Source organism: Comamonas sp. UBA7840, assembly GCF_002501455.1.
GTDB classification, from domain to species: Bacteria; Pseudomonadota; Gammaproteobacteria; order Burkholderiales; family Burkholderiaceae_C; genus Comamonas; species Comamonas jiangduensis.
Map to the genome: position 1 here is coordinate 15,947 of NZ_DLTI01000028.1, position 22,390 is coordinate 38,336.

The 22,390-nt window shown below is 57.1% G+C and carries 33 protein-coding genes; 28 read left to right on the forward strand and 5 right to left on the reverse strand.

The genetic code is table 11. The features are described from left to right. The first annotated feature begins 46 nt into the window (after positions 1-46). From B3R00_RS11670 to B3R00_RS11740, 15 genes are all read left to right on the forward strand, one after another. Complete coding sequence (locus B3R00_RS11670) at positions 47-739, forward strand: phage baseplate assembly protein V (protein WP_286999159.1); 693 nt, start codon at positions 47-49, stop codon at positions 737-739. Beyond that, complete coding sequence (locus B3R00_RS11675; protein ID WP_286999160.1) at positions 739-1,077, forward strand: GPW/gp25 family protein; 339 nt, start codon at positions 739-741, stop codon at positions 1,075-1,077. Before B3R00_RS11670 ends, B3R00_RS11675 begins: the two co-directional genes overlap by 1 nt. Beyond that, the gene (locus B3R00_RS11680; RefSeq protein ID WP_286999161.1) at positions 1,074-1,934 is read left to right on the forward strand and encodes a baseplate assembly protein; all 861 of its coding nucleotides are present in this window, start codon (positions 1,074-1,076) and stop codon (positions 1,932-1,934) included. Before B3R00_RS11675 ends, B3R00_RS11680 begins: the two co-directional genes overlap by 4 nt. Positions 1,935-2,030: 96 nt before the next feature. Further along, complete coding sequence (locus tag B3R00_RS11685; protein WP_286999162.1) at positions 2,031-2,588, forward strand: phage tail protein I; 558 nt, start codon at positions 2,031-2,033, stop codon at positions 2,586-2,588. Then, a complete protein-coding gene (locus B3R00_RS11690) occupies positions 2,585-3,775 on the forward strand; it encodes a phage tail protein (RefSeq protein ID WP_286999163.1) in 1,191 nt (396 codons plus the stop codon). Before B3R00_RS11685 ends, B3R00_RS11690 begins: the two co-directional genes overlap by 4 nt. 174 nt (positions 3,776-3,949) lie before the next feature. After that, a complete protein-coding gene (locus B3R00_RS11695; RefSeq protein ID WP_286999164.1) occupies positions 3,950-4,348 on the forward strand; it encodes a DUF4376 domain-containing protein in 399 nt (132 codons plus the stop codon). A 100-nt stretch (positions 4,349-4,448) separates the two neighbouring features. Beyond that, positions 4,449-5,642, forward strand: a complete 1,194-nt coding sequence (locus B3R00_RS11700) for a phage tail sheath protein (protein ID WP_286999165.1) — start codon at positions 4,449-4,451, stop codon at positions 5,640-5,642. A gap of 30 nt (positions 5,643-5,672) precedes the next feature. Next, positions 5,673-6,179: a phage major tail tube protein gene (locus B3R00_RS11705; protein WP_286999166.1), complete on the forward strand. Its 507-nt coding sequence runs from the start codon at positions 5,673-5,675 to the stop codon at positions 6,177-6,179. A 70-nt stretch (positions 6,180-6,249) separates the two neighbouring features. Continuing rightward, a complete protein-coding gene (locus tag B3R00_RS11710; protein ID WP_286999167.1) occupies positions 6,250-6,597 on the forward strand; it encodes a phage tail assembly protein in 348 nt (115 codons plus the stop codon). Between the two features lie 17 nt (positions 6,598-6,614). Then, positions 6,615-6,737, forward strand: a complete 123-nt coding sequence (locus B3R00_RS11715) for a GpE family phage tail protein (protein WP_349682257.1) — start codon at positions 6,615-6,617, stop codon at positions 6,735-6,737. A gap of 9 nt (positions 6,738-6,746) precedes the next feature. Continuing rightward, positions 6,747-9,290: a phage tail tape measure protein gene (locus B3R00_RS11720; protein WP_286999168.1), complete on the forward strand. Its 2,544-nt coding sequence runs from the start codon at positions 6,747-6,749 to the stop codon at positions 9,288-9,290. Positions 9,291-9,314: 24 nt separating this feature from the next. Further along, on the forward strand, positions 9,315-9,767 hold the full coding sequence (locus tag B3R00_RS11725; protein ID WP_286999283.1) for a phage tail protein: 453 nt from the start codon (positions 9,315-9,317) through the stop codon (positions 9,765-9,767). Positions 9,768-9,772: 5 nt separating this feature from the next. Further along, a complete protein-coding gene (locus B3R00_RS11730; RefSeq protein WP_286999169.1) occupies positions 9,773-10,819 on the forward strand; it encodes a phage late control D family protein in 1,047 nt (348 codons plus the stop codon). A gap of 128 nt (positions 10,820-10,947) precedes the next feature. After that, entirely contained in the window at positions 10,948-11,394 is a 447-nt protein-coding gene (locus tag B3R00_RS11735; protein ID WP_286999170.1) for a LexA family protein, read from the forward strand. Between the two features lie 9 nt (positions 11,395-11,403). Beyond that, the gene (locus B3R00_RS11740) at positions 11,404-12,696 is read left to right on the forward strand and encodes a Y-family DNA polymerase (RefSeq protein WP_286999171.1); all 1,293 of its coding nucleotides are present in this window, start codon (positions 11,404-11,406) and stop codon (positions 12,694-12,696) included. A gap of 11 nt (positions 12,697-12,707) precedes the next feature. On the opposite strand, the gene B3R00_RS11745 is transcribed toward B3R00_RS11740, so the two are convergent. After that, entirely contained in the window at positions 12,708-14,126 is a 1,419-nt protein-coding gene (locus tag B3R00_RS11745; RefSeq protein ID WP_286999172.1) for a PIN domain-containing protein, read from the reverse strand. Between the two features lie 100 nt (positions 14,127-14,226). Beyond that, positions 14,227-14,733, reverse strand: coding sequence for a thermonuclease family protein (locus B3R00_RS11750; protein ID WP_286999173.1), 507 nt, complete (start codon positions 14,731-14,733; stop codon positions 14,227-14,229). Between the two features lie 391 nt (positions 14,734-15,124). Between B3R00_RS11750 and B3R00_RS11755 the strand changes: the two genes are divergently transcribed. Then, positions 15,125-15,574, forward strand: a complete 450-nt coding sequence (locus B3R00_RS11755) for a hypothetical protein (protein WP_286999174.1) — start codon at positions 15,125-15,127, stop codon at positions 15,572-15,574. Here B3R00_RS11755 and B3R00_RS11760 read toward each other — a convergent pair. The 3 genes from B3R00_RS11760 to B3R00_RS11770 are packed head-to-tail and all read right to left on the reverse strand — an operon-like array spanning position 15,571 to position 16,755. Continuing rightward, a complete protein-coding gene (locus tag B3R00_RS11760) occupies positions 15,571-16,116 on the reverse strand; it encodes a hypothetical protein (RefSeq protein WP_286999175.1) in 546 nt (181 codons plus the stop codon). The two genes, B3R00_RS11755 and B3R00_RS11760, sit on opposite strands and share 4 nt — an antisense overlap. 33 nt (positions 16,117-16,149) lie before the next feature. After that, on the reverse strand, positions 16,150-16,365 hold the full coding sequence (locus tag B3R00_RS11765; RefSeq protein WP_286999176.1) for a hypothetical protein: 216 nt from the start codon (positions 16,363-16,365) through the stop codon (positions 16,150-16,152). A gap of 54 nt (positions 16,366-16,419) precedes the next feature. Continuing rightward, positions 16,420-16,755, reverse strand: a complete 336-nt coding sequence (locus tag B3R00_RS11770; protein ID WP_286999177.1) for a helix-turn-helix domain-containing protein — start codon at positions 16,753-16,755, stop codon at positions 16,420-16,422. Between the two features lie 67 nt (positions 16,756-16,822). On the opposite strand from B3R00_RS11770, the gene B3R00_RS11775 reads away from it, so the two are divergent. The 12 genes from B3R00_RS11775 to B3R00_RS11830 all read left to right on the forward strand — a co-directional run bounded on the left by B3R00_RS11775 (position 16,823) and on the right by B3R00_RS11830 (position 22,388). Beyond that, on the forward strand, positions 16,823-17,077 hold the full coding sequence (locus B3R00_RS11775) for a hypothetical protein (protein WP_219162241.1): 255 nt from the start codon (positions 16,823-16,825) through the stop codon (positions 17,075-17,077). A gap of 15 nt (positions 17,078-17,092) precedes the next feature. Next, the gene (locus B3R00_RS11780) at positions 17,093-17,602 is read left to right on the forward strand and encodes an ogr/Delta-like zinc finger family protein (protein ID WP_219162242.1); all 510 of its coding nucleotides are present in this window, start codon (positions 17,093-17,095) and stop codon (positions 17,600-17,602) included. Positions 17,603-17,697: 95 nt separating this feature from the next. Further along, positions 17,698-18,063 carry a hypothetical protein gene (locus tag B3R00_RS11785; RefSeq protein ID WP_286999178.1) on the forward strand — a complete coding sequence of 122 codons (366 nt, stop codon included), beginning with the start codon at positions 17,698-17,700 and terminating at the stop codon, positions 18,061-18,063. Then, positions 18,060-18,215 (forward strand): hypothetical protein, encoded by a 156-nt coding sequence (locus B3R00_RS11790; RefSeq protein ID WP_286999179.1) that lies wholly within the window; start codon positions 18,060-18,062, stop codon positions 18,213-18,215. Before B3R00_RS11785 ends, B3R00_RS11790 begins: the two co-directional genes overlap by 4 nt. Next, positions 18,212-18,613 carry a hypothetical protein gene (locus B3R00_RS11795; RefSeq protein WP_219162246.1) on the forward strand — a complete coding sequence of 134 codons (402 nt, stop codon included), beginning with the start codon at positions 18,212-18,214 and terminating at the stop codon, positions 18,611-18,613. The genes B3R00_RS11790 and B3R00_RS11795 overlap by 4 nt, the downstream gene beginning before the upstream one ends. A 21-nt stretch (positions 18,614-18,634) precedes the next feature. Beyond that, positions 18,635-20,563, forward strand: a complete 1,929-nt coding sequence (locus tag B3R00_RS11800; RefSeq protein ID WP_286999180.1) for a replication endonuclease — start codon at positions 18,635-18,637, stop codon at positions 20,561-20,563. 25 nt (positions 20,564-20,588) lie between these two features. After that, the gene (locus tag B3R00_RS11805) at positions 20,589-20,822 is read left to right on the forward strand and encodes a hypothetical protein (RefSeq protein ID WP_286999181.1); all 234 of its coding nucleotides are present in this window, start codon (positions 20,589-20,591) and stop codon (positions 20,820-20,822) included. Next, positions 20,819-21,061 carry a hypothetical protein gene (locus B3R00_RS11810; RefSeq protein WP_286999182.1) on the forward strand — a complete coding sequence of 81 codons (243 nt, stop codon included), beginning with the start codon at positions 20,819-20,821 and terminating at the stop codon, positions 21,059-21,061. The genes B3R00_RS11805 and B3R00_RS11810 overlap by 4 nt, the downstream gene beginning before the upstream one ends. Before the next feature lie 17 nt (positions 21,062-21,078). Beyond that, positions 21,079-21,333 (forward strand): hypothetical protein, encoded by a 255-nt coding sequence (locus B3R00_RS11815; RefSeq protein WP_286999183.1) that lies wholly within the window; start codon positions 21,079-21,081, stop codon positions 21,331-21,333. 14 nt (positions 21,334-21,347) lie between these two features. Beyond that, positions 21,348-21,941: a DUF4406 domain-containing protein gene (locus B3R00_RS11820; RefSeq protein ID WP_286999184.1), complete on the forward strand. Its 594-nt coding sequence runs from the start codon at positions 21,348-21,350 to the stop codon at positions 21,939-21,941. Between the two features lie 25 nt (positions 21,942-21,966). Next, entirely contained in the window at positions 21,967-22,188 is a 222-nt protein-coding gene (locus tag B3R00_RS11825) for a helix-turn-helix transcriptional regulator (protein ID WP_286999185.1), read from the forward strand. A gap of 44 nt (positions 22,189-22,232) precedes the next feature. Beyond that, the gene (locus B3R00_RS11830; RefSeq protein ID WP_286999186.1) at positions 22,233-22,388 is read left to right on the forward strand and encodes a hypothetical protein; all 156 of its coding nucleotides are present in this window, start codon (positions 22,233-22,235) and stop codon (positions 22,386-22,388) included. The last annotated feature ends 2 nt before the right edge of the window (positions 22,389-22,390 follow it).

A 22,390-nucleotide genomic window follows, 5' to 3' on the forward strand; every position in this document is an offset into this window, starting at 1 on the left:
GCGCACGCGCTGGCCTACGCGCAAGGGGCTGGGCACCATTGCTGATATGCCTGCCCAAGCCCCTGAACTGAGCCCGGTGGAGTTGTACCGCCTGCTTGCCAACATGATCCGCACCGGTCGTGTGGAGCAAGTGCGCACCGGCTCTGCTGCCGATCCTGCCCGCTGCCGTGTGCGCACGGGCGAGCTGCTCACCACCTGGCTGCCATGGGTCAGTCCTGCAGCCGGTGGCAGCGGCCAAACACGTCACTGGCGCACACCTGCCATCGGTGAGCCGTGCCTGCTGCTGGCCCCTGGTGGTGACTTGGCCCAAGCTGTGGCCCTATCCGGCCTGTTTAGCGATGACATGCCCCAAGGCGCGGTCAGCGAAGACGTGGAGCGCCATGACTTCAGTGAATCGGACTTTTGGGAGCACAACCGCCCTGCCAGCACGCTGCGGTTTGAAATTGCCGCTGCCATTGAGCTGAAGGTGGGCGCCTCTGTGCTGCACATCACCCCCGAAGGCACCAGGCTGACCACACCCAACTACACCGTGGACAGCCCCGATACCGAATTCACGGGTGCCGTCACCGTGCAAAAGCTGCTCACATTCAATGGCGGCATAGCTGGCCAAGCTGGTGAAGGTGGCTCCAACGCCATCCAGGGCGGCATTGCCATCGAAGGCGGAAGCCTCACCCACAACGGCAAGCACGTGGGCAGCGCTCATACCCATGCCAACAACGGTGCAGGAGTCCCCAACTGATGAACCGCACCACCGGCCGCAGCATCACAGGCATCGCACACCTCAAGCAATCCGTGGCTGACATCCTCACCACCCCGCTGGGCACGCGCCTGGAGCGCCGTACCTACGGCAGCCTGCTGCCCAGCCTGATCGACCAGCCCGACAACGGCCCCACCCGCCTGCGCTGCTACTCGGCCATTGCCAGCGCCTTGATGAAGTGGGAGCCACGCCTGCGCGTCACCCGTGTGGGCATTACCTCGGGCAATAAGCCCGGCCAAGCCACCGTGGACTTGGAGGGTGAATACCTTGGCCAAGCGGTCAGCCTGTCCACATCGCTGCAGATGCGAGGTGCTGCATGAGTGTGGATCTATCCCAACTGCCCGCACCCAACGTGGTGCAGCCGCTGAACTTTGAAGCCGAGCTGCTGCGCCTCAAAGCCATCGTGCGTGAAGAAATGGCAGGCGTTGAGCCTGAGATTGATGCCATCTTGACTCTGGAGTCTGAGCCTCTGGTCAAAGTGCTGCAGCGCATTGCCTATGAAAACGTGGCCATGCAAGCGCGTATCAACGACAGCGCCCATGCTTGCATGCTGGCCTATGCCACAGAGCAAGATCTGGAAGTGTTCGCCGCCAACAATGATGTGCAGCGCCTGCCTGGTGAGTCCGACGAACAATTGCGCCGCCGTGCCCAGATGGCGTTTGAAGGCCTGACAGTCGCTGGCAGCAAAGGCAGCTATATCTTTCATGCGCTGGGCGCAGATGCCCGTGTGCTGGACGCAATGCCGATCACCCCTACCGGCGGCACCGTGCGCGTAGTGGTGCTCAGCACCGAGGGCGATGGCAGCGCCAGCCAGGAACTGCTGGACAAGGTCAATGCCGCGCTCAGCCCTGACGATGTACGCCCCATGAGCGATACCGTGGAGGTGGCGTCTGCCGAAGTGCTGCCCTTCACAGTGGGCGCACAGCTTCGCGCCTACCCCGGCCCCATGCAAGCCAGCGTGCTCGAGCGTGCTTTGGCCAGCCTTGATACCTACTTGGCCAGCTGCCGCAAGCTGGGCTATGACGTGGCCATCACCGGCATTGCTGCCGCCCTGCACGTGCAAGGTGTGCAAAGCGTGGTGTTTGATGCCGCCATGCAAGATGTGGAGGTGTTGCCCCACCAGGTGGCGTATTGCACAGCCATCAACGTGACGCTGGAGGCTGGCAGCTATGTCTAGTGCCCCCACGCTGCTGCCACCCAATGCCACGCCGCTGGAGAAAGCCTTGGCCAAGGCTGGTGCCATGCCGCACCACCCTTGGCCAAGGCTGGTGCCATGCCGCACCACCCGGAAGAGATCCGCAAGCTGTGGAACCACCGTACCTGCCCGCTGCAGCTGCTGCCCTGGCTGGCATGGGCTTGGAGTGTTGACGAGTGGGATCCGGCTTGGACTGAAGGCCAGCAGCGCGCCATGGTGGGTGCATCCATCAAGCTGCACAAGAAAAAAGGCACCGTGTGGGCCGTGCGTGATGCCTTGCTGCGCTCTGGTCTAGAGAGCGTGCGCGTGATTGAAAAGCCCGCAGATGCTGCGCACTGGTCGCACTTTGATGTGGATGTGGTCATTGTGGACAGGCCACTCACCCAAGCAGCCATTCAGCGAGCACACACCCTGATTGAAGAAAACAAGGCACAGCGCAGTGTGTTGCGCACCTTACGTACCTCCATGCAAAGCCGCGGCGCCATGTACTACGCCATACACATGGTTACGGGCGCCATCACCACGGTCTACCCATTGCGCCTAGAAAGCATCAACCCTAAACCCATCGCCATGCACATGGCTTTTGGCGTGCACAGCGCCCAAACCACCACGGTTTACCCTATGGAAGCACCATGAGTCAGAAATACTTCACCACTCTTACCAATATCGGTGCTGCGTTGCATGCCAATGCACAGCTGCTGCAAACCACCGTGCCTTGGACCCACCTGGTGCTGGGCGATGGCAATGGCATGGAGCCTGTTCCAAGCCCTTCACAAACCAGTGTGATCCGCGAGGTGGATCGTTTGGCCATTTCCAGTATTGCGGCTGACTCTGACAACCCCAACTGGATCGTGATTGAGGCGGTCATCCCAGCAGATCGCGGCGGCTACGTCGTGCGTGAAACCGCACTCATGGGAGGCGCGGGGGGAAGCCAATGCATTGCAGTTGGCAATTACCCATCGGCCACAAAGCCATTGCTGTCAGAAGGTGCAGGTAGTGAGTTGGTGATTCGTGTGGTGGTGGAGGTTGCTCACACTGCGACGGTCACGCTCAAGATTGATCCGGCTGTGGTGATCGCTTCGCGGGATTGGGTAGAGAAACTGCATGCCACTGAACTTAAGCGCGGCTTAGTGGAGTTAGCTTCCGAATCTGAAGCTCGGGAATTGGATGACCGTCAGCGAGTTCTTACTCCCCACACACTGAATGCCGTTTTGGATGCAACCTTGGCTGTCTGCGGCATGGTGGTGTTTGACATCCCCGGCGTGCAAACGTGGCAAGTTCCTGAAATTCTGCGAAGTGGAAAGAAAAAAGCACGGGTTCGTGGTGTGGGTGGTGGTGGTGGCGCTGCCCGCAGAAGCACATCTGCGAACGTGGCGGTAACGGGCGGATCTGGTGCAGGTGGATTTGATGTTTTAGTTGACCTCACTGGTGTTGTCACAGTGACTGTGACAGTTGGCGCTGCAGGCACTGTTGGGGCGACCGCAGATTCGGCGGGGACGCCTGGAGGTTCTACAAGTTTTGGTGCTTATGCAAGCGCAGAGGGCGGGCTGGGCGGATTGATTAACGGAAATTCGCCATTAGGTGGAAATGCATATTCCTCATTGCCCGGAGCCTTATTGATTCGTGGTGGCGCATCAAACTCATCTGTTAGCTCCTCTTCTGGTTCAACTTTTGGAGGTGGTGGCGGGAGTTCTATGCTCGGACTTCCAGGGGGAATCAGTGCTTCTGGAGTGTCAGCAGTCGGGTATGGTGCAGGGGCTGGCGGATCAGTAACAAGTGGCAGTCCGCTCAGTACCTCTGGTGTTGTAATCATTGAGTGGTGAGGATGGTCTATGTGGGCACTAATTAATAGCAACATAGTCACTGAGCTGACTGAAATTAACCCAACGGGGCGCTTTCACCCAAGCATGATTTGGGTGCCTTGCACAGAGGGTGTACAAGTTGGTTGGCAGTATTCAGATGGCGTTTTTTCACCTCAACCTGCACTGCAGCTTAACGTGCAGCGACTCAAGGAAACGGTGACTCAGCGGCGCTGGGAGGTGGAGACAGGCGGCATCACTCTGTCCTCTGGCATTCACGTTGAAACAGGCGTCGATGATCAAAACCGCATCACCAGCGTGATTGCCAACGCACGTTTGGCTAACCTAGACACCGTCAGCTTCAAGGCCGCCAGCGGCTGGATAACGCTCGCGCTGGCTGAGTTGGAAGGTGTGGCGGCCGCCATCGCCATGCACGTGCAGGCGTGCTTTAGTGCGGAGCGTACTCACCATGAAGCCCTCGATGCACTGGAACTGCTGCATGCTGATGATAACCAAGCACTGCAACAAGCCCTGGAGGCCTACGACTTGGAGCAAGGCTGGCCAGCCACTGACTTGCAAACACCGCAGCCCGCTTAGTTCTTGCTGTAGCACCCACCGCTACACGCGCACGCGCTGGCGCACGTGAGGGGTGGTTGGCACCCTTGAGGGGTCGCCAACTCAACCCACACCAGCGCCCATGTCTACCGAATACCACCACGGTGTGCGTGTCCTCGAAATCACCGAGGGCGTGCGCACCATTCGCACCGTCTCCACGGCCATCATCGGCTTGGTTGCCACGGCTTCTGATGCCGACGAGGCCACCTTCCCCTACAACAAGCCGGTGCTGATCACCCATGCCCGCAACGCCATTGCCAAGGCGGGCAAGCTGGGCACGCTTGCTGCGTCGCTGGATGCGATTGCCGAGCAGTGCCTGCCCATCATCGTGGTAGTGCGTGTGCCCGATGGCGTGGGCGAAACCCCCGAAGAAAAAGCCGCCAGCCTGACCAGCAACGTCATTGGTACCACGCTGGAAAACGGCACCTACACCGGCATGAAAGCCTTGCTGGCTGCCCAAGGCAAGCTGGGCGTGAAACCCCGCATCCTGGGCGCCCCCGGTCTGGCCACACAACCTGTAGCGACCGCCTTCGCCACGCTGGGTGAGCAACTGCGTGCCATGGCCTACTGCGGCTGCTACAAAGATGTGGTGGCCGATTCCCTGCTCTACCGCGGTGAGTTTGGCAAGCGTGAGTTGATGCTGATCCACGGCGACTTCCAGCGCTGGGACACCACGGCCAATGCCACCGTGGATGCCTACACCGAAGCCTATGCCTTGGGCCTGCGTGCCAAGCTGGACTTGGAGCAAGGCTGGCACAAGACCCTCTCCAACGTGGCCGTCAACGGTGTCACCGGCATCAAGCAAGACATTTACTGGGACTTGCAAAACCCCGCCACCGATGCAGGCCTGCTCAACAGCAACGACATCACCACGCTGATTAACCGCGAGGGCTACCGCTTTTGGGGCAGCCGCACCTGCGCGGACGAGCCCCTGTTCAGCTTTGAATCTGCCGTGCGCACCGCCCACGTCCTGGCCGACAGCATTGCCGAGGCGCACATGTGGGCGGTGGACAAGCCACTGCACCCCAGCCTGATGAAAGACATCTTGGGCGGCGTCAACGCCAAGATGCGTGAGCTGACCTTTGGCGGCTACCTGCTGGGTGGGCAGGCTTGGTTTGATGCCGATGCCAACCAGGCAGCCACCCTCAAAGAAGGCCAAGCCTTTATTGACTACGACTACACCCCCGTGCCGCCGCTGGAGAACCTCACCTTCCAGCAGCGCATCACCGATCGCTACTTCGCTGACTTTGCAACCCGCGTGCAAACCGGCTCCTGAGCCCCCCCCTGAACACCTGGAGCAATCACCATGGGAATGCCCAAGATTCTTAAAAACTTTGCCACCTTTGTGGATGGCACCTCCTACGTGGGCGAGGTCACCGAAGTCGTGCTGCCCAAGCTCACCCGCATCTTGGAGGGCTACCGCGCAGGCGGTATGCGCTCTGAAGCCAAGGTAGACCACGGCTATGAAGCGCTGGAAGCGGAAATCACCGCCGCTGGCTGGCTGCAGGGTGTGCTCAAGCAGTGGGGTGGCGGCGTCAGCAGCGTGCCCCTGCGCTTTGCCGGTGCCGTGCAGTCGGATGACGATGCGGAGTACACATCCGTGGAAGTCGAAATGCGCGGCCGCTGGGAAGAGATTGACCCCGGCAGCGCCAAAGCTGGCGAGGGCACTGAGTTCAAGTGCAAGTTAGCCGTTACCTACTACAAGCTGACCATCAATAGTGAAGAAATCATTGAGCTGGACAGCATCAACATGATTGAAAAGGTCGGCGGCAACGACATGCTGGAGACGGTGCGCCAGATCTTGGGTATCTAAGCCCAGCCCCTTCCCCGCTGGGCGCCAGCCGCCCAGCCTTACCAACCACACCCGAACCAACACCCAGACTATGAACACCCCAGAAACCCAAACCACGTCCACTGCCACCCTTGTAGACAACGCATCCAGCAATACCAGCACCATCAAACTGGACACACCCATCATCCGCCCCAGCGGCCAGACGATTACCGAAGTCGCGGTGCGCAAACCCTTGGCGGGCGCCCTCAAAACCGTGGCCTTGGCTGATCTGCTCAGCTGCAAATACGAAGCGGTCGCCACGGTGCTGCCGCGCGTCACCACGCCAATGCTGCACAAGCAAGACGTGGAAGCCATGGATCCCGCCGACTTCTTTAAGTTGGGTAGCGAGGTCGCCGGTTTTTTGCTCAGCAAGGAACTCAAGGCCTCCCTGCCAGCGTAGAGCAAGTGATTGCCGAGGTGGCCTATTTCTTCCATTGGCCCCTCGACATTCTGGAAGCCATGCCGCTGCCCGAGTTGATGGACTGGCGCAACAGGGCGGTGGGCATACACAACGCCATCAACGCGCCCCCTGAAAAGTGAACCCCACTCATGGCTGAGAAAAACATGCGCTTGCGCGTCATTCTGGATCTGGCAGACAAGGCGCTGGCACCGCTCAAGCGCATCAGCCAGGGCAGCAGCGAAACCACGCAAACCCTCAAAGCCGCCCGTGACCAGCTCAAGCAGCTGGACGCCACCCAAAAAGCCGTTGGCGCCTTCCGCGAAACCCGCGCAGGTCTGGGCGAGACCGAGGCCAAGCTGCAAGCAGCACGCGAGCGGGTCAAGCAACTGGCCCTGCAGTTCAACCAGGCGGGCGTACCCACCAAAGCCATGACCACGGCCATGGCGGCCGCACGCACTGAAGCCAACCAACTGGGCGCCAAGTTCAACAGCCAGCAACAGCACCTGCAGCAGCTGCGCGACAAACTGCAAACCGCAGGCATCAGCACCAAGAACCTGGCCGAGCATGACAAGCAGCTGCGTGCCAGCATGGCGACCACGCGGCTTGATATCGCCAAGCAAACGCAGGCCCTCAAAGCACAAGCTGACATGCAGCAGCGCGTAGCAGGCATCAAACAAGCGCAGGCCGACAACGTGGCAGCGCGTGGCAATGCACGCGGGGCCCTGCTCGATGGCGTGGCCTTGGCGGCTGCCTTGGGTGCCCCCATCAAAATGGCTATCGACTGGGAGCAGCGCCTGGCAGAGCTGAACAAAGTGGCCGGCAAAACACCCGAGGAGCTGAACTCGATTGCCTTTGCCGCACAAAAGCTGGCCGTAGAGACTGGGGTGGCGCGCGAGGAAATCATTGGCGCATACATTGCCGCCAGCCAAGCAGGTTTTGCAGAGAGCGAGTGGGCGCAGTTTGCCGAGGTGTCTGCCAAGATGGGGGTGGCCTTTGACACCACCGGCGAGAAGGCTGGCGAAATGCTCAAGGCTTGGCGTGCAGGTATGAACCTGAGCATGGACGAAGCCGCAGCGCTGGCCGGTGCCGTGAACCACATTGCCAACAACATGAACGCCACCGCCAATGACATTGGCGATGTGCTGCTGCGCCAAGGCGCCGTGATGAAGTCCATGGGCCTGAGCGACACCCAAGCCGCCGCACTGGCAGCCACCATGCTCTCAGGCGGTGCGACCTCTGAAATTGCTGCCACAGCTGGCAAAAACTTCATGGGCGCATTGACCAAGGGCTTTGCAGCCACCAAGGGCCAGCGCGAGATCTGGGAAATGATTGGCCTGAACCCTGAGAAGGTGGCCAAAGACATGCAAAAAGCACCGCAGCAAGCCATCAAGGCCGTGCTGGCCAGCCTCAAGACTTTGGAAAAGCACGAGCTGGCCCCCGCCATTGGCATGCTGTTTGGCCAAGAGTCGGTCGGGGCAGCTTCTCAAATCGTGGGCAACATCGATGGCCTGCTGAAAGCCTTCAATCTGGCAGGTGACAGCGCCCAGACGCTGGGAAGCTTGCAAGCTGAGTTTGACAGCATGGGCAACACCACCCAGCAGCAAGCGCGCAAGGCCAGCGAAGGCATCAAGAATGTGACTACCGCCCTGGGTATGGGTCTGCTGCCCACCATCAACAACACCTTGGCAGCATTTGCCCCTATGGCTTTGGGGCTAGCTCAGTGGATGCAAGCCAACGAAGGCACCGTGACCACCGTGGTCAGCATCCTTGCAGCTTTGATGGCGTTCAAGATTGCCGCCATTGCTGGTGCCTACGCCTTTACGTTCATTCGTGGAGCGGTTCTTTCTGTGAAAGCAGTGATGCTGGCTGCACGCATGGGCTGGATGCTCTACACCGGCGCCATGGTAGCCAGCAGTGCCACCAGCAAAGCTGCGATTGTGATGAGTAAAGGGCTAGCTGCTGCACAGTGGCTGGTCAATGCTGCAATGTCTGCCAACCCTATTGGCCTGCTCATCATTGCCATCGGCCTTTTGATTGCTGCAGGCGTGCTGCTGTGGAAAAACTGGGATGAGGTAGTGGCCGGTGCCAAGCTGGTGTGGCAAGACCTGTCCAACTTTCTGGGCAACCTATGGACCAGCATTGCCACCACGGCCAGCACTGCCTGGGCTGGCATGGTGCAAAACTTCACCCAGTTTGGCAGCTGGATCATTGACGGCATCATTGGCGGCATCACCAATCGGCTGTCGGCCTTGAAAGAAACCATCGTGGGCGCAGCCAGCTCTGCAGCCAACTGGTTCAAAGAAAAGCTGGGCATTGCCAGCCCCTCCAAGGTGTTCACACAGTTTGGCGGGTGGATCAGCGAGGGGGCAGCCAAAGGCATTGAGGCTGGCCAAGCCAGCGTGCGTGCCGCCTCTGTGGCCATGGCGGCCGCTGCACTGGCGCCAGCCACTGCAGCCACTGGCGGTGCAGGCAGCGCAGGCCCTGCGCCCACCGTGGCGGCAGCCCCAGTCATCATGGCCAAGGCACCTGCCCCCGCTGCAGCGCCAGCCGGTGGCAACAACTACACCATCACCATCCAAGCAGCTCCAGGCGCTGACCCCAACGCCATCGCCCGCGCAGTGGCGGCTGAGCTGGACAAGCGCGAGCGCGCAGCCAATGCCCGAAGCCGCAGCGCTTTGTATGACACCAACTAAGAAGACCACCCCATGACCGGATCCATGCTCATGGCCTTGGGCCAATTCATTTTTGGCATTGAAACGCTGGCCTACCAAGAACTCAAGCGCAGCAACACTTGGCGCCACCCCAGCAGCAGCCGCATTGGCGCCCGCCCTGCCCGCCAGTTTGTGGGCGTGGGGGATGACACCATCAGCCTCTCTGGCTGGGTGGCCCCCGAGCTGGTGGGCAAATACACCAGCGTGGCAGAGCTACGCTCCATGGGAGACAGCGGGCAGGCCTTCGCCCTGGTCAGCGGCACAGGGGAAGTGTTTGGCCAATACGTGATTGAAAGCCTGAGCGAGACCGGCACCCTGCACCATGCAGATGGCACCCCGCGCCGCATCGCGTTTGATCTGCAGCTGGCCCGCGCTGACGACAACGCAGGCGGCGCCAAAGTCACGGTCAATGAGCAAGGCCAGTACGTAGCGCCGACCATGGCCCCTGGGGAAGAGTAAGCGCCATGGCAGGCAACGTCACCACCACCCACTACCAGCACCTTGCCCCCACCTACCGCCTGGTGGTGGCAGGCAAAGACATTACGCCCAAGCTCAGTGCGCGGCTGGAGAGCCTGTCACTCACCGAGGGGCGCGAGAACCAGGCCGACCAGCTTGACCTGGTACTGCTAGACCATGACGGCCAAGTCATCATCCCCACCAAAGAAGCAGAGATTGAGCTGTACATCGGCTGGGAGGGGCAGCCTCTGATCGACAAAGGCAGCTTTGTGGTGGATGAGGTAGAGCACAGCGGCGCACCAGACAAACTCACCATCCGCGCCCGGGCTGCCGACATGGGCGGCGAGATCCGCACCCGACAAGAGAAAAGCTGGCACAGCACCACACTGGGTAACGTGCTGGCCGAGATTGCCAAACGAAATAGCCTGACACACAAGGTAGATCAAGCGCTAGCAGCTATCAAAGTTGCACACCTTGACCAGACCAATGAAAGCGATATGCACTTCATCACCCGGTTGGCCCGCAAACATGATGCGGTGGCCACGGTCAAGAAAAAGCATTTGCTGTTCATGCCCATCAACGGCACCAAAAACAGCAAGGGCCAAAGCCTGCCGGTGGTCACCATTACCCGTGCTGACGGTGACCAGCACCGCTGGGCCACCAGCGCCCGCGATGCGTTTGATGGCGTGCGCGCCTGGTGGTCTAACAGCGTGAACGGCAAGCGCAAAGAGGTGATTGCGGGCAAGAAAACCCGCAACATGAAAACGCTCAAAGAAACCTACGCCAGTGAGCAAGATGCACTGGACGCCGCCAAGGCAGAGATGCAGCGCCTGGAGCGTGGCGGTGCCACCTTCTCGCTCTCGCTTGCAATTGGCCGCCCGGAAATCACTGCCCAGTCACCGATTGCTGTGCGCGGCTTTAAGCCGGAAATCGATGGGCAAGACTGGCTGGTCAAAGAAGTCACCCACCGCATGGATGGGGGGAGCGGGTGGACTAGCCAGGTGCAGATGGAGAGGGGCGCACAAGAAGACAGCGGCTCCGAAGCCAAGCGCTGACGGTAAAAACCATCATGAATAGTTGCCTACTGATTTCATAGCGCAGCTGCAAGGATGGCGTAAAGCAAAGCCGAAATCAGCGATCAAGCGCAAAGCAGTACTGGCAAAACCCGCCATATACTGTATGCATGTACAGTTACCACTACCTCGCAGGCCTGCCCGTTCCGGCAGACTCGGCCCCCATGCCACTGCCGCTGGCTGCAGCCAAAGTGCGTGGGGGCTTCCCCAGCCCTGCTGAAGACTTTGCAGCCAAGCGAATTGACTTGGCCAAAGAACTCATCTTTCACCCGCAATGCACCTTCATCCTGCGCTTGACTGGCGACAGCATGGAAGGTGCGGGCATGTTTGATGGCGACCTGCTGGTGGTAGACAAGTACTTGCGCCCCCAGCACGGTGACATTGTGGTGGCCGAGGTGGATGGAGACTTCACCTGCAAGCGCCTGCACATGCGCAATGGCCAGTTTCACCTGCACCCAGAAAACCCCACCTACCCCGACATACGCCCCAAACCCGGCCAGACCATTGAGATCTGGGGCGTAGTCACCAGCTGCGTGAAGCGTTTTCGCAAGGCATAAGGCGCCACCATGTTCGCCCTGCTCGATGGCAATAACTTCTACGCCAGTTGTGAGAGGGTGTTTCGCCCCTCACTCAAGGGCATCCCCCTTGTTGTACTGAGTAATAACGACGGCTGCGTCATTGCCCGCAGCGAAGAGGCTAAGGCCATCGGCATCAAAATGGGCCAGCCCTACTTTCAGGTACAGCACCTGCACACCACCCACGGCATGGTGGCCCTGAGTGCCAACTTTGCCCTGTACGGTGACATGTCAGACCGCATGATGAGCCTGGCTGCAGGCATGGGCCCCGAGCAAGAGATCTACAGCATTGACGAATGCTTCATTGGCCTGCAAGGCGTGGCAGACGTTACCCGCCGCGCCCACGCCATACGCAGCCGCATACAGCGCGGCATCGGCATTACCACCTGCGTGGGCATAGCCCCCACCAAAACCTTGGCCAAGCTGGCCAACCACATCGCCAAAGACGCAGAGCGCAAACCCGGCTCGTACCCACCTCACTTGGCAGGCGTATGCAACCTGGCAGAAACAGCCCCTGAATTGTTGGCCCACATGCTGCGCTGCACGCCTGTCGGTGATGTATGGGGAGTGGGCCGCCGCATAGCCAAGCGCCTGTGCGAGTACAACATTGCCACCGCGTGGGAGTTGCGCAACGCCCCTGTACCTTGGGTGCGCAGCCAGTTTGGCGTGGTGCTTGAGCGCACCGTGCGCGAGCTGCAAGGCACTGCCTGCCTGCAGCTAGAAACCCAGCCGCCCCCCAAACAGCAAATTGCCTGCACGCGCAGCTTTGGCAGGCCGGTGACAGAGCTTGCGCCGCTGATTGAGGCTGTGAGCCACTTCACTCAGCGGGCAGCAGAAAAGCTGCGCATGCAAGAACACCGCTGCGGCGCCGTGCACGTGTTTGCGCACACCAGCCCCTTCAGGCCAGACGATGCCCGCTTTGCCCAAAGCGCCACCATCCAACTGGTGCAGCCCAGCGCAGACACCGCTGTGCTGCTTGCCGCGGCGGAGCGAGGGGTAAGAAAGATTTATGAACCCGGTTACCGGCTAGCCAAGGCGGGGGTGATACTGCTGGACTTGTCCCCCGTCACGCGACAGCAGACCTCATTGCTTGAAGCACCGCAGCGTGAAAGTGGCAGAGACATGAGCGCCTTGATGGAAGCCATGGACCGCATCAATGCGCGCTGGGGCAAGGGGGCGTTGTGTGCGGGTAATGCGCTATATGCCAGCGAGTGGAGGATGAGACAGGAAAAGAGATCACCAAATTACACCGCACTTTTAAACGAAGCACCTTCGGTTAAATGAAATTTTTAAGTTCAAATATTAATAAATTTATCTTTATCAAAAAATCCATATTCAACTCTAATTTCACTTAAATCCCAATAATCCATAATGTAGTCGATGAATTTCATATTTAAAATACCATCTATATTATTTTTAATATCATCTTCCTTACCATGTATAACGACATTAAATTGAACAGAATTATTTAACTCAATATTTAATTTATTTGAAAAGTAATCGTTTATAGAATCAAAGTATCCATGGTCATGAAATTCAGATGCTTCTTCAAATGACTTTACAATGTAAATCCTTAGCAACTTATTGTCATGCAAATAGTATTTAATGCGCAGAGAAGATTCCGAAGCTCCTTCTGCATTAAATCCATAATTTTGATCAATCCACTTTGAAACTTTTAAAAAATTCAAACTATCCATCATGTCCCAAAGTCTTGACTTTATATTTACTGAACCTCTAGTATTTTTATAATTAATTTTTAAATTTTGATTATTTATAGAATCATTCTTATCTTCCTCTGCGACGTGCACAATTTCATCAACTGTTTTCGCAGAAATATTACCATTAAAATATTTATTCGCATGAACGACAAAATTTTGATAGTTATACATCCAAAAGTTATCAACATTAGAAAATCGTCTAATCTCTCTAATGAGTTCTGGCTGAGGGCCAATAGTTTTGCCCTTTTCAATAAGCCACCAATCTTCTTTGCTATCACCTGTGACAAAAATAACATTTTTTATAGAATTTTCCTTGGAATAGCTAAGAAGCTGCTTCCAAAGTATGAGATCACCAAATTTTCTTTGGTATTTGATTCCATCAAAAATAAACGTAGATTGATTGGCTGGGTTATCTTTTGAAACATCAAGATAACCAGGCGGAATTTTTTCAGCATATCTATCCTCACCATCCTGCGTGAGGTTATCTAAATCGTTTTGATTTACTGGCCCTTCACCGACTCTTCCATCAAGCAAATTATCTATTTTCGTACGCACCGGATCAGATGAGCCCAACTCAAGTTGGTTATCTTGAATTTTAGATATAGAGCTTGATATTTTTTCTTTCAATAAGTCAAGAGATTCAAAGATCGGCTCAACATCTACATCAATACCTCTTTTGGGTATTTGTAGATCATCTATATTTTTTCTTAAACTAATTAGAAATTTATCTGATTCACTTAAAATATCTTGGATCTTTTTTTTCTCAGAACTAATTACAGTTGTTCTATTTCTTTGAAACTCTAATGCAACTTGGTGAGGTATCCATATCCTATCGTTAAGACGATTCAAAAGATCGAAAAGTTCATCACTTGCAAACTTTGGGAGTTTGTATAAATTTAATAAAACATTTGTATCGAGGACAAAAATAGAATTACTCCAAAGATCGGAAAATTCTTTGTCTGTAGGGCTGTAAAAACCGAAAAATTTATTTTTCATTTAGTTAAATTTTTTATATATCAAAACTAAGGAATAAATAGTTTAAATATTAATCACTAAAAAATATTTTACTGTTAATATTTCGACGCTCAAGCATTTGTCAATTTCTGCGTAGCTTCCGCCACTCCCAAGGCGGCACGGCGTGCGGATCGCTCCACAACCCTTGCTTGCCTTGAATGGCTGAAGCTTCGGTTTGACCGTAGCGCTTGCGCGCATCGGCGGTTTGCTCATGTGCGTAATCGCGGTACCACCAGGCCATGCCAGAGCGGATCATGGCGAGGCCGATATCGCCGGACTCTTGAGTGCTGACGTTGCAAATCTTGCGTTGATAGCGGTCGGTTTTGTAGCAGGCCAGCTGCACCGGCTTCATGTAGACCAATTCAGAAAGCGTCTGTTTGGAACGCTGCCCGAAAGGCTGTCGCTGCTCTGGCGCATCGATGGCGCCAAACCTGACGGTGATTTGCTCATAGCTGCCTTGCTGGCCGCAACGCACTTTGATCGTGTCACCGTCAGTCACTCCGACCGTCAAGCACTCTAACGATTGAGTGGCTGCAACAGACGGAAGCAATGAGCCGAATAGAAAGATTGCAGATGCTGCTAGCTTCACGGATCAATCCGAAATTTTGGTGCAGCGATTCAATAACTTTGCGTAGGCGCGTGATGTGTATTCACTGGGAATAATCCATCCGCCATAGTTCTGATTGCGTCGCCCATCCCATCGGCAAATATCAAACATGATTTGCTCTAATGGCCCAGAGGAAGAGCAAGACACAGACATATCGCCACTTGGCAGTTTTGTAGTTTTGATCTGGCCATCCATCCCAGACACAACAAAGATACTCATGCCACTCCCTGATGACTAACACGGCCAGCATGGCCTGTTACGTTCAACTGAAAAAACTTGCTATGACCAGTGATAGCAACCATGTAAGGAAATACCAGTTGTAACAGATGGTACTGTATTCTTGTGGGCCAACCAACTATCAATGGAGGCCAAGATGCAGCAGTACGAGGTTTACAACGCACTGAGATCAATGAAGCGCTTGCAGAAAGCTCACAAAACATTTCTGGACGCGTTGGCGGCACAGCCAGAAGTGGAATCAGACCTAGGTACTGTGCAGAGCACAAGCGAAGGCGTTTCGCTGCAATGCTTGGGCTATGACGTCGCAATACGCCAAAGACCGATTTCTCTGCAAGCTGGCGAGCTAGCTTACGAGTACGAATTTATTGTCGAGTGCTGGGGCGAAAAACACGTGATCATGCGCCTGTACATGACTACGCAAGGCAACTTGTATAGGGCGGCAGACTTGAGTGAATACTTTGATAGTGTTGATGGCTGGTCGACACGCAACACACTGATAACCGAAACCTTCATCAAACTGCTGCAATCAAAGGTCTTTGCTCCAAACCAAATCAAAACAAGCCCTGTACAGGGCTTGAGTGTTTAGAAAAAATGCATGTGTGCCTGCTGGTACCACTTAGGTGCAGAAACATGGTCGGGATGCCCTTCAGACGTAGCTTGTTCCCACTCGCATTTGGAAACCAGCGTCTTCAGGTTTGGAGGCTCCCGCAAATCAATGGCTGCACGGTCGACTTCCCATGCACACAAACAAGTTTCGTTCAAATCTGCCAACGGCGTACTCTGAATTTTTCCAGAGAAACTGATGGCCTCTTCGGCCAATTCTTTGTGTGACTGACGGCGGTCACCGTAGCCGTAAATCAAGGCTAGCAAGCTGGTGAGAGAAATTCCTGCGCCCACCCAAGGCAGGTTATCGGTAAGCGATTTTCCCAGCACGGCAACACCGCCAGCCACTGCAGCAACTTGGGTCAGCTTATCCATCCAGTCAAAGAAACGCTGACGCTTGCGGTGATAGCGATACGTAATGCCAGCCCAGTTCAGCAGCTCAGCACGGCGCTGGTACAGGCGCGTCCATTCAGCGTCATCAGCAACGTCCGAAGCTTGCGTATCGAGCGATGAATCAGTCTGCATACCTCAGCCTTTCAAAAAAGAAAACGCCGTGGCTCACTTTCCCTTGGGTCGTGCGGGAATATCTGAAACCGGTGGCGGTGCTGCATTGCGCGTCACAAAGCCATCTTGGCCACGTACTTGGGGGTCGCCAATTGTCGAGGGACGGTTTACACCACTACCGAAGCTCTCATTTTTAAAACGTTCGGACGTTAATGCTGCGGAATCAAACACAGGCACCGTCTTGCCTGAAGTCTTTTTTTCACCTGACATCTTGCCTCCCTCTCTTGCTATGTTGGTACGAGTGCCAATTGGTTAGATGGCTAGCTACTCCGGCTTTAAAACTTCTGCAACTGCAGCCAGTGCCGCTCGACCCTTTTCGCCACTATCGCGCCAGGCTTGCAGCAGTGCGCGTTCGGCGGGTGCCAGGGTGGCCTCTGACTCGTCGGCGTGTTTGCCTGTCACAACGAAAAGCACGTCAACTCCCAGCTTGTTCATCAGAGCCAACGCTTGGGCATTGGGCGTGGATTCGTTCTTTTCCCATTTGAGCAACGCACCGCGTGAAACCTCACATGCTTCTGCAAAAGCAAGTTGTTGGATGTTCAGGCGCAGCCGTTCGCTTTTAATGCGATCACCAAAAAGATCACAAAAGTTTTCGTTCATCTATTGACCGCTCACTTTTGTGAGCATATGATGCGTTTACGTTGTAACAATCTATGCCCAATAGTACATGACCACGTCAGCACAACCTACCCCTGCGCAGCTCACGCGCAAACACTCTGGTTCCGTAGAGCGCCTGGTGCATGAAAAGCCCATTGCTCTGCGCCTTGAAAAGCGTGAGCTGCAAGACGCACATGACATGGCCAAGGCTGAGGGCCGCAGCTCCAGCAACTTTTGCCGCCTGATTTATTTGATGGGCGTGGCTGAGTTCCGCCGCCGTGGCCGCATTGAGCTGACAGCGGCCGATATAGCCGCTAACGGCTAAAGCAGGTGGCGTGCAATGGTGGGGCGTTTTCATTTTTCTGACAGCAATTCTCAGGCGGCCAAGGCTGCTTTGGTTGCCAGCAAGCGCCTGAATGAGGCGGCTGATGCAGCGCGTGCGTCTGCGGGTGAAACCGCGCAAGGCAGTAGCCAAGCGGTGCAAGCTGTAACAGCCAAGCAGCCCTTCAAGGGCACCAGCAAAGAATCAACGCGCTTGCCTTGCCCACATTGCCGCTGGCCCAGCGTGATTCGCACCAGTGAGCAAATGTCGGTGCTGACACGGCAGTACGTGTTTTGCTGCGTGAATGCTGAATGCGGCCACACCTTTGTGGGCACGCTGGAAATATCGCGCACCCTCTCGCCTTCCGCCACGCCTGACCCAAGTGTGAACCTGCCCCTTTCCAGCCACGTGCGCCGCGACATGCTGCGCGCCCAGCTGGAGCATGCAGCCACCTCTGCACACACCGCCCGCAACACCGCGCCTGTGACAGGTGATTTATTCAGCCAGGGCGCACCGCCTCCTGACTGATACCCCTAGCGCCTAGCGCGCTGCCTTCCCCTTTTGCTTAACGACTGACAGAGCCTGTTTGCAGGCGCTGCGGGATTTTTTACGCCTTTTTTTGGATGGAGACGGTGATACAAGCACAGATCGAAAGCCAACGCGAACCACTCAAACCGCTGGGCAACTTTGAGATTGCGCCGGAGTTCAACACTGACAAGCAACCTCTTGATGTGGTGTACGAGCACCGGCACGCGCTCTACGTAAGTGATTTTGAGGGTGCCATCAGCATTGCCTCAACAGTGCTGCGCGGAATTTCTAAACCGCAGGGGTATGTGGATCTGGTGGTGGTTGAAGGCAATGAGTGCATCAACTTGTCCTACTCCCCCGGGCAAGCCCGCACCTTGGCCAACCTGTTGCTTGCTGCCGCAGCCGATGCAGATGCTGCTTTGGCCCAACTGGTTGCGAACAAGGAAGGCGGTGCAGCATGAGTCTGTTCCGCATTACCCATATTGACGAGCACCACACACGCCGCCGCATGCGTGTGCTGGCCTGCAACTGCCGCCAAGCCTTGCGCATGGTGGAACAACAGTTTGGCGATGCATGGTTTGCCAGCGCTGTACGCATGGAGGTGCAGCCATGAACGCCCCCGCAACCATGGATGAGCTGCAGGCGCAAATGAAAGCGCTTGGCAAAGCGGTGAAGGCGCAAAAACCACCCAAGCCCAAGCACCTGGGCAAGCCTGCCGCCAGCCTGAGCGTGCCCGAAGCGCGTGAGCGCCTGCGCACCCTGCGTGATGGGCTGCTGCAAAAAGCCAGTGGCGGTGTGTGGATGGACGGCGAGAGCCGCGAGTGGGCGCGCGTCAGTCATGAGCACCGAATGATGGTGATGATGCTGGCGGGCATTAGCGGTGACTTGGATGCACTGGCTGCCCGTGCGTGGCGTGAGTTCACCCCGGCGGAGCGTGCAGCGGTGAAGGGCGAAATGCGCGCGGCCAAGCGCACGTTTTCTGCCGTGGCTGCACTGTGCAGCCGCTTGTGATGTGGTGGTGAGCTGAAAGCTATGGCCCGCAAACCCATCACCAGAGCCGTGCAACACGCTGCGCGCAGCTTGCCTACCGCTTCCCTGAAAGAGTGGAAGCGGCACAAGCCCGCACCGTGGATGGCCAAGCGCGCACTAGATGCGCTGCTGCGTGCCGTGCCCGAGCAATGGCGCCAGCCGATTGCGCTGAGCGGGCTGGGCAAGCTGGATTTGCACAACCCAGACCCTGCCCCGCTGTGGCTACAAAGCTGGGATGCCATGCAGGCCATTGCAGAGTTTGACCAGCGCTTTGGCCGCGCCAGTAGCTGGAACCTGACCGATGGCGAGATCTGCGCATTGGCCAAGCGCATTGTGCAAGAAGCTCAAGAGCTGGACGCGGCCATGGTGGCCGAGGGTGCAGATGTGCCCCAGCGCATTGACACGGTGCGCATGTTGCTGCGCATGCTGGGTGTGCAAGAAAGCCGTCCGCTGCAAGGTGAGCCTGACATCAAGCGCAGCCACGACCCCAAGTGGTGGCGGATGTTGCTGCGCAAACACGTCGCCCGGGTGGTGGAAGGTGGTGCCGTGCGCTTGGGAGTTGTGAACCGCAAGCAAGGTGGCTATGCCAGTGACTTGGCAGTACGCCGCCGCCAAAACCAGATTGAGCGTAATCACGAGGCACTCAAGCGCAGCCTGTTCAAAAACGAGGCTGGCCAGATTTGGACGCTGGCTGAGTTGTCAGCACTGTCACCCTCGAACCCCGTCATTCGCGGCGGCGAGTTGATGACACGCATTCGCGGTGCGGAAGATTACGCAGACGCCCGCAACCATGTGGGCCTGTTTTTTACGCAGACTGCACCCAGCCGGTTTCACCCCATGACCGTGGGCGCCGGTGGCAGGCCACGCCCCAACCCGCGCTATGACGGGGTGAGCACCCCGCGTGATGCGCAGATGTGGCTACGCACCCGTTGGGCGCGGTTTCGGGCGCACCTGAAAAGCAAGGGCGTTCAGATATACGGCATTCGTGTGGCAGAGCCGCACCACGATGCCACACCACATTGGCACATGCTGATTTGGGCAGAGACCGAGGCAGAAGCGCAATACGTGGAGCTGGCCATGAAAGTGTGGTGGCTGGCTGAAGACGGCGACGAGCCCGGCGCTTTCAAAAACCGCGTGAACTGCAAGCGCATGACCAGCGGCGGTGCCGCAGGCTATGTGGCCAAGTACATCGCCAAGAGTGTGGGCCACGCTGCGCTGGCTGACCACCTGGACGTGGTGCAAGGCCAGCTGTGGGATGTGGAGCAAAACGACATGCCCGGCCACCGCCGTGTGGATGCGTGGGCGGCCACTTGGGGCATTCGGCAGTTTCAGGCCATTGGCATGCCCAGCGTGTGCGTGTGGCGTGAGCTGCGCCGTGTGGGCAAAGACCAGATCAACACCCTGCACCGCGCTGGAGACCAGACTACGCACCGTGCGTGGGTGGCCTGCCACCGAGAAGGAAACATTCAAGCCAACTGGCGCGTGTACATGGAGGCCATGGGCGGGCACTGCCGCCCGCGTGGCCAGTGGCACCTGCGCATGGCGCATCGCCCGCTGCGTGATGGTGAGTGCAACCAGTACGGCGAGGCGCTGACCGTGGGCCGCGTGGTGGGCCTGCAGACCGCCCGTGGCCAATGGCTGATTAGCCGCCGCTTGGCATGGACGCCTGTAGCCGCTGAAACCGAAACATTCAACCCTGAACTGTGCACGGATAGCGATTCCGGCTGTTCCCTCGCCATTGGCGAGGCACGAGCGGCCATGCCGCGAGCTTGGACTGGTTTCAATAACTGTAGAGGTCGTCTGACAGGCGAGCTGCGCAGGGCCCTTTTGGGCCGTGGAACCCACGAAGCCGAGGACTGTTTGCCCGGTTTTCCTGGCCGGAGTAGCGACGAATGGCGCTCCATCGGCCCCTCCCCCATCCCTTTTTACTGACCTGAAGCCCCCAGGAGGATTAGCGATGCCTGCAAAACGCACCGAACCCAGCCGAAGCCTGCTCAATCAGGCATCCGGTTTCAAGTACACGAACTCCGCCAGCACGAATCTGGCCAAAAAGTTTGCCGACATGCGCCGCGCCGCAGCCAAGGCCGAGCGCGAAGCCGCCAAGCAGCAAGCCAGCGCCGCGCAAACCCAGCTGGAGCTGGCCACCGTGACCGCCTTCCCCATGACCCGCAAAACCGCCAACGCCTTATGAGCACCCCAACCATTCAGAAAGAAAAGACCTGCACCCGCTGCAGTGAAAGCTGGCCAGCTGACGCCGAGTTTTTTACGACAGACCGCACCAAGGAAGACGGACTGCACGACCAGTGCAAAGCCTGCCGCGTGGACTGCTACTACAACCGCCGCAATTTTGGCCAGCTCACCAAAAACCTGTGCGGCGTGTTCACTGCACTGGTCACAAAACAAGAGCAGGCAGCGCTTGCAAATCAATAACTTCAATGGAAAACATCATGCAAACACAACAAGTACAAGCGCAAGCAGCTATGAAAAATGAATGCCAAGCACTAACACTGCCCGCCGTCATCCAGCGGCTGACTACAGAACAAGCACAGGTGAGTGCTGAGCTGAGCCGCATGCCTGCGGATGCATGGCTGAACGCACGCGGCCGAGCGCTGGCCAACCGTGAGCAAGAGCTGTTCACCACGCTGACCGTTTTGCGCGACATGACCAAAGCCACATTCCAAATCGCTGAACCCAGTCACTAAGAGGAAAACTTGCCATGTACATGATGATTTTTCGCGTGGTGCTGATGCCCGCTTTGGTCATGCTGAGTTTTTTCACCGGCTGGCGCATGGCTGTGCGCATGATTGCCGACGAGTGCCAACGCTTCGGTGGCTTTGTCTCTGGCAACAAAGAATTCCGCTGCATCAGCACCATGCAGATGTGGCTGATGCACGAATGCCCCAACAAGCGTGTGTATGTGGCTGGGCCCATGACTGGCCTGCCAGAAAGCAACTACCCCGCCTTCAATGCAGCCGCCGCACGCCTGCGCAGCAAAGGCTGGCACGTTGAAAACCCTGCCGAGAACCCCGCGCCCCACGTGGATGCTGCCTGCGACTGGACGGCTTATATGCGCATGGGCGTCAGCCAGCTCATGACCTGCCACGCCATTTACCTGCTGCCGGGCTGGCAGCAGTCCAAAGGCGCCAGCCTGGAGTACATGGTGGCCAAGCAACTGGGGCTGATGGTCTACGAACACGCCACGCAAGACGATGTGCTGCAAGAGCAGTTGCAGGCCTTGGTGGCCCAGTCACGCAAGCCACAAGCACGCACAGCAAAAAGCAATGCCAGCGCCGGAGAGGCCTGCGCTTAAAGCTATGAATTCAGGAGAGCAAACCATGAACACCACCGATTTGCAAACAACCAACCAAGCCGCAATGGCCAGCAGCGCACCACGGCTGGACACCGCTGGCATCGCCGCCCTGCTGGGCCTGAGCCGTGAACACGTCACCGACCGACTGACCAAGCGCCTGGACTTTCCCAAGCCCTATATCAATGTCAGCCGACGCACGCGCTACTGGCGCACCAGCGATGTGCTCAAGTGGATGGGAGGCAAATAGCCTTGTACTTTCCGCCAAACCCAGCCAGCGCTGGACTTATCGAAATGCTGCGCAGGGTCTCCTACGTCGGCCGCGACGTGGTGCGCGAAACCGCCCGCATCATGCGCATGCTTTGCACGTGGCCAGATGGGGAAATCGCTAACAACACTGCCCGCGGCAAAGGGGTGCAGGTGCAGGTGCATGTGACGATGAACACATAATC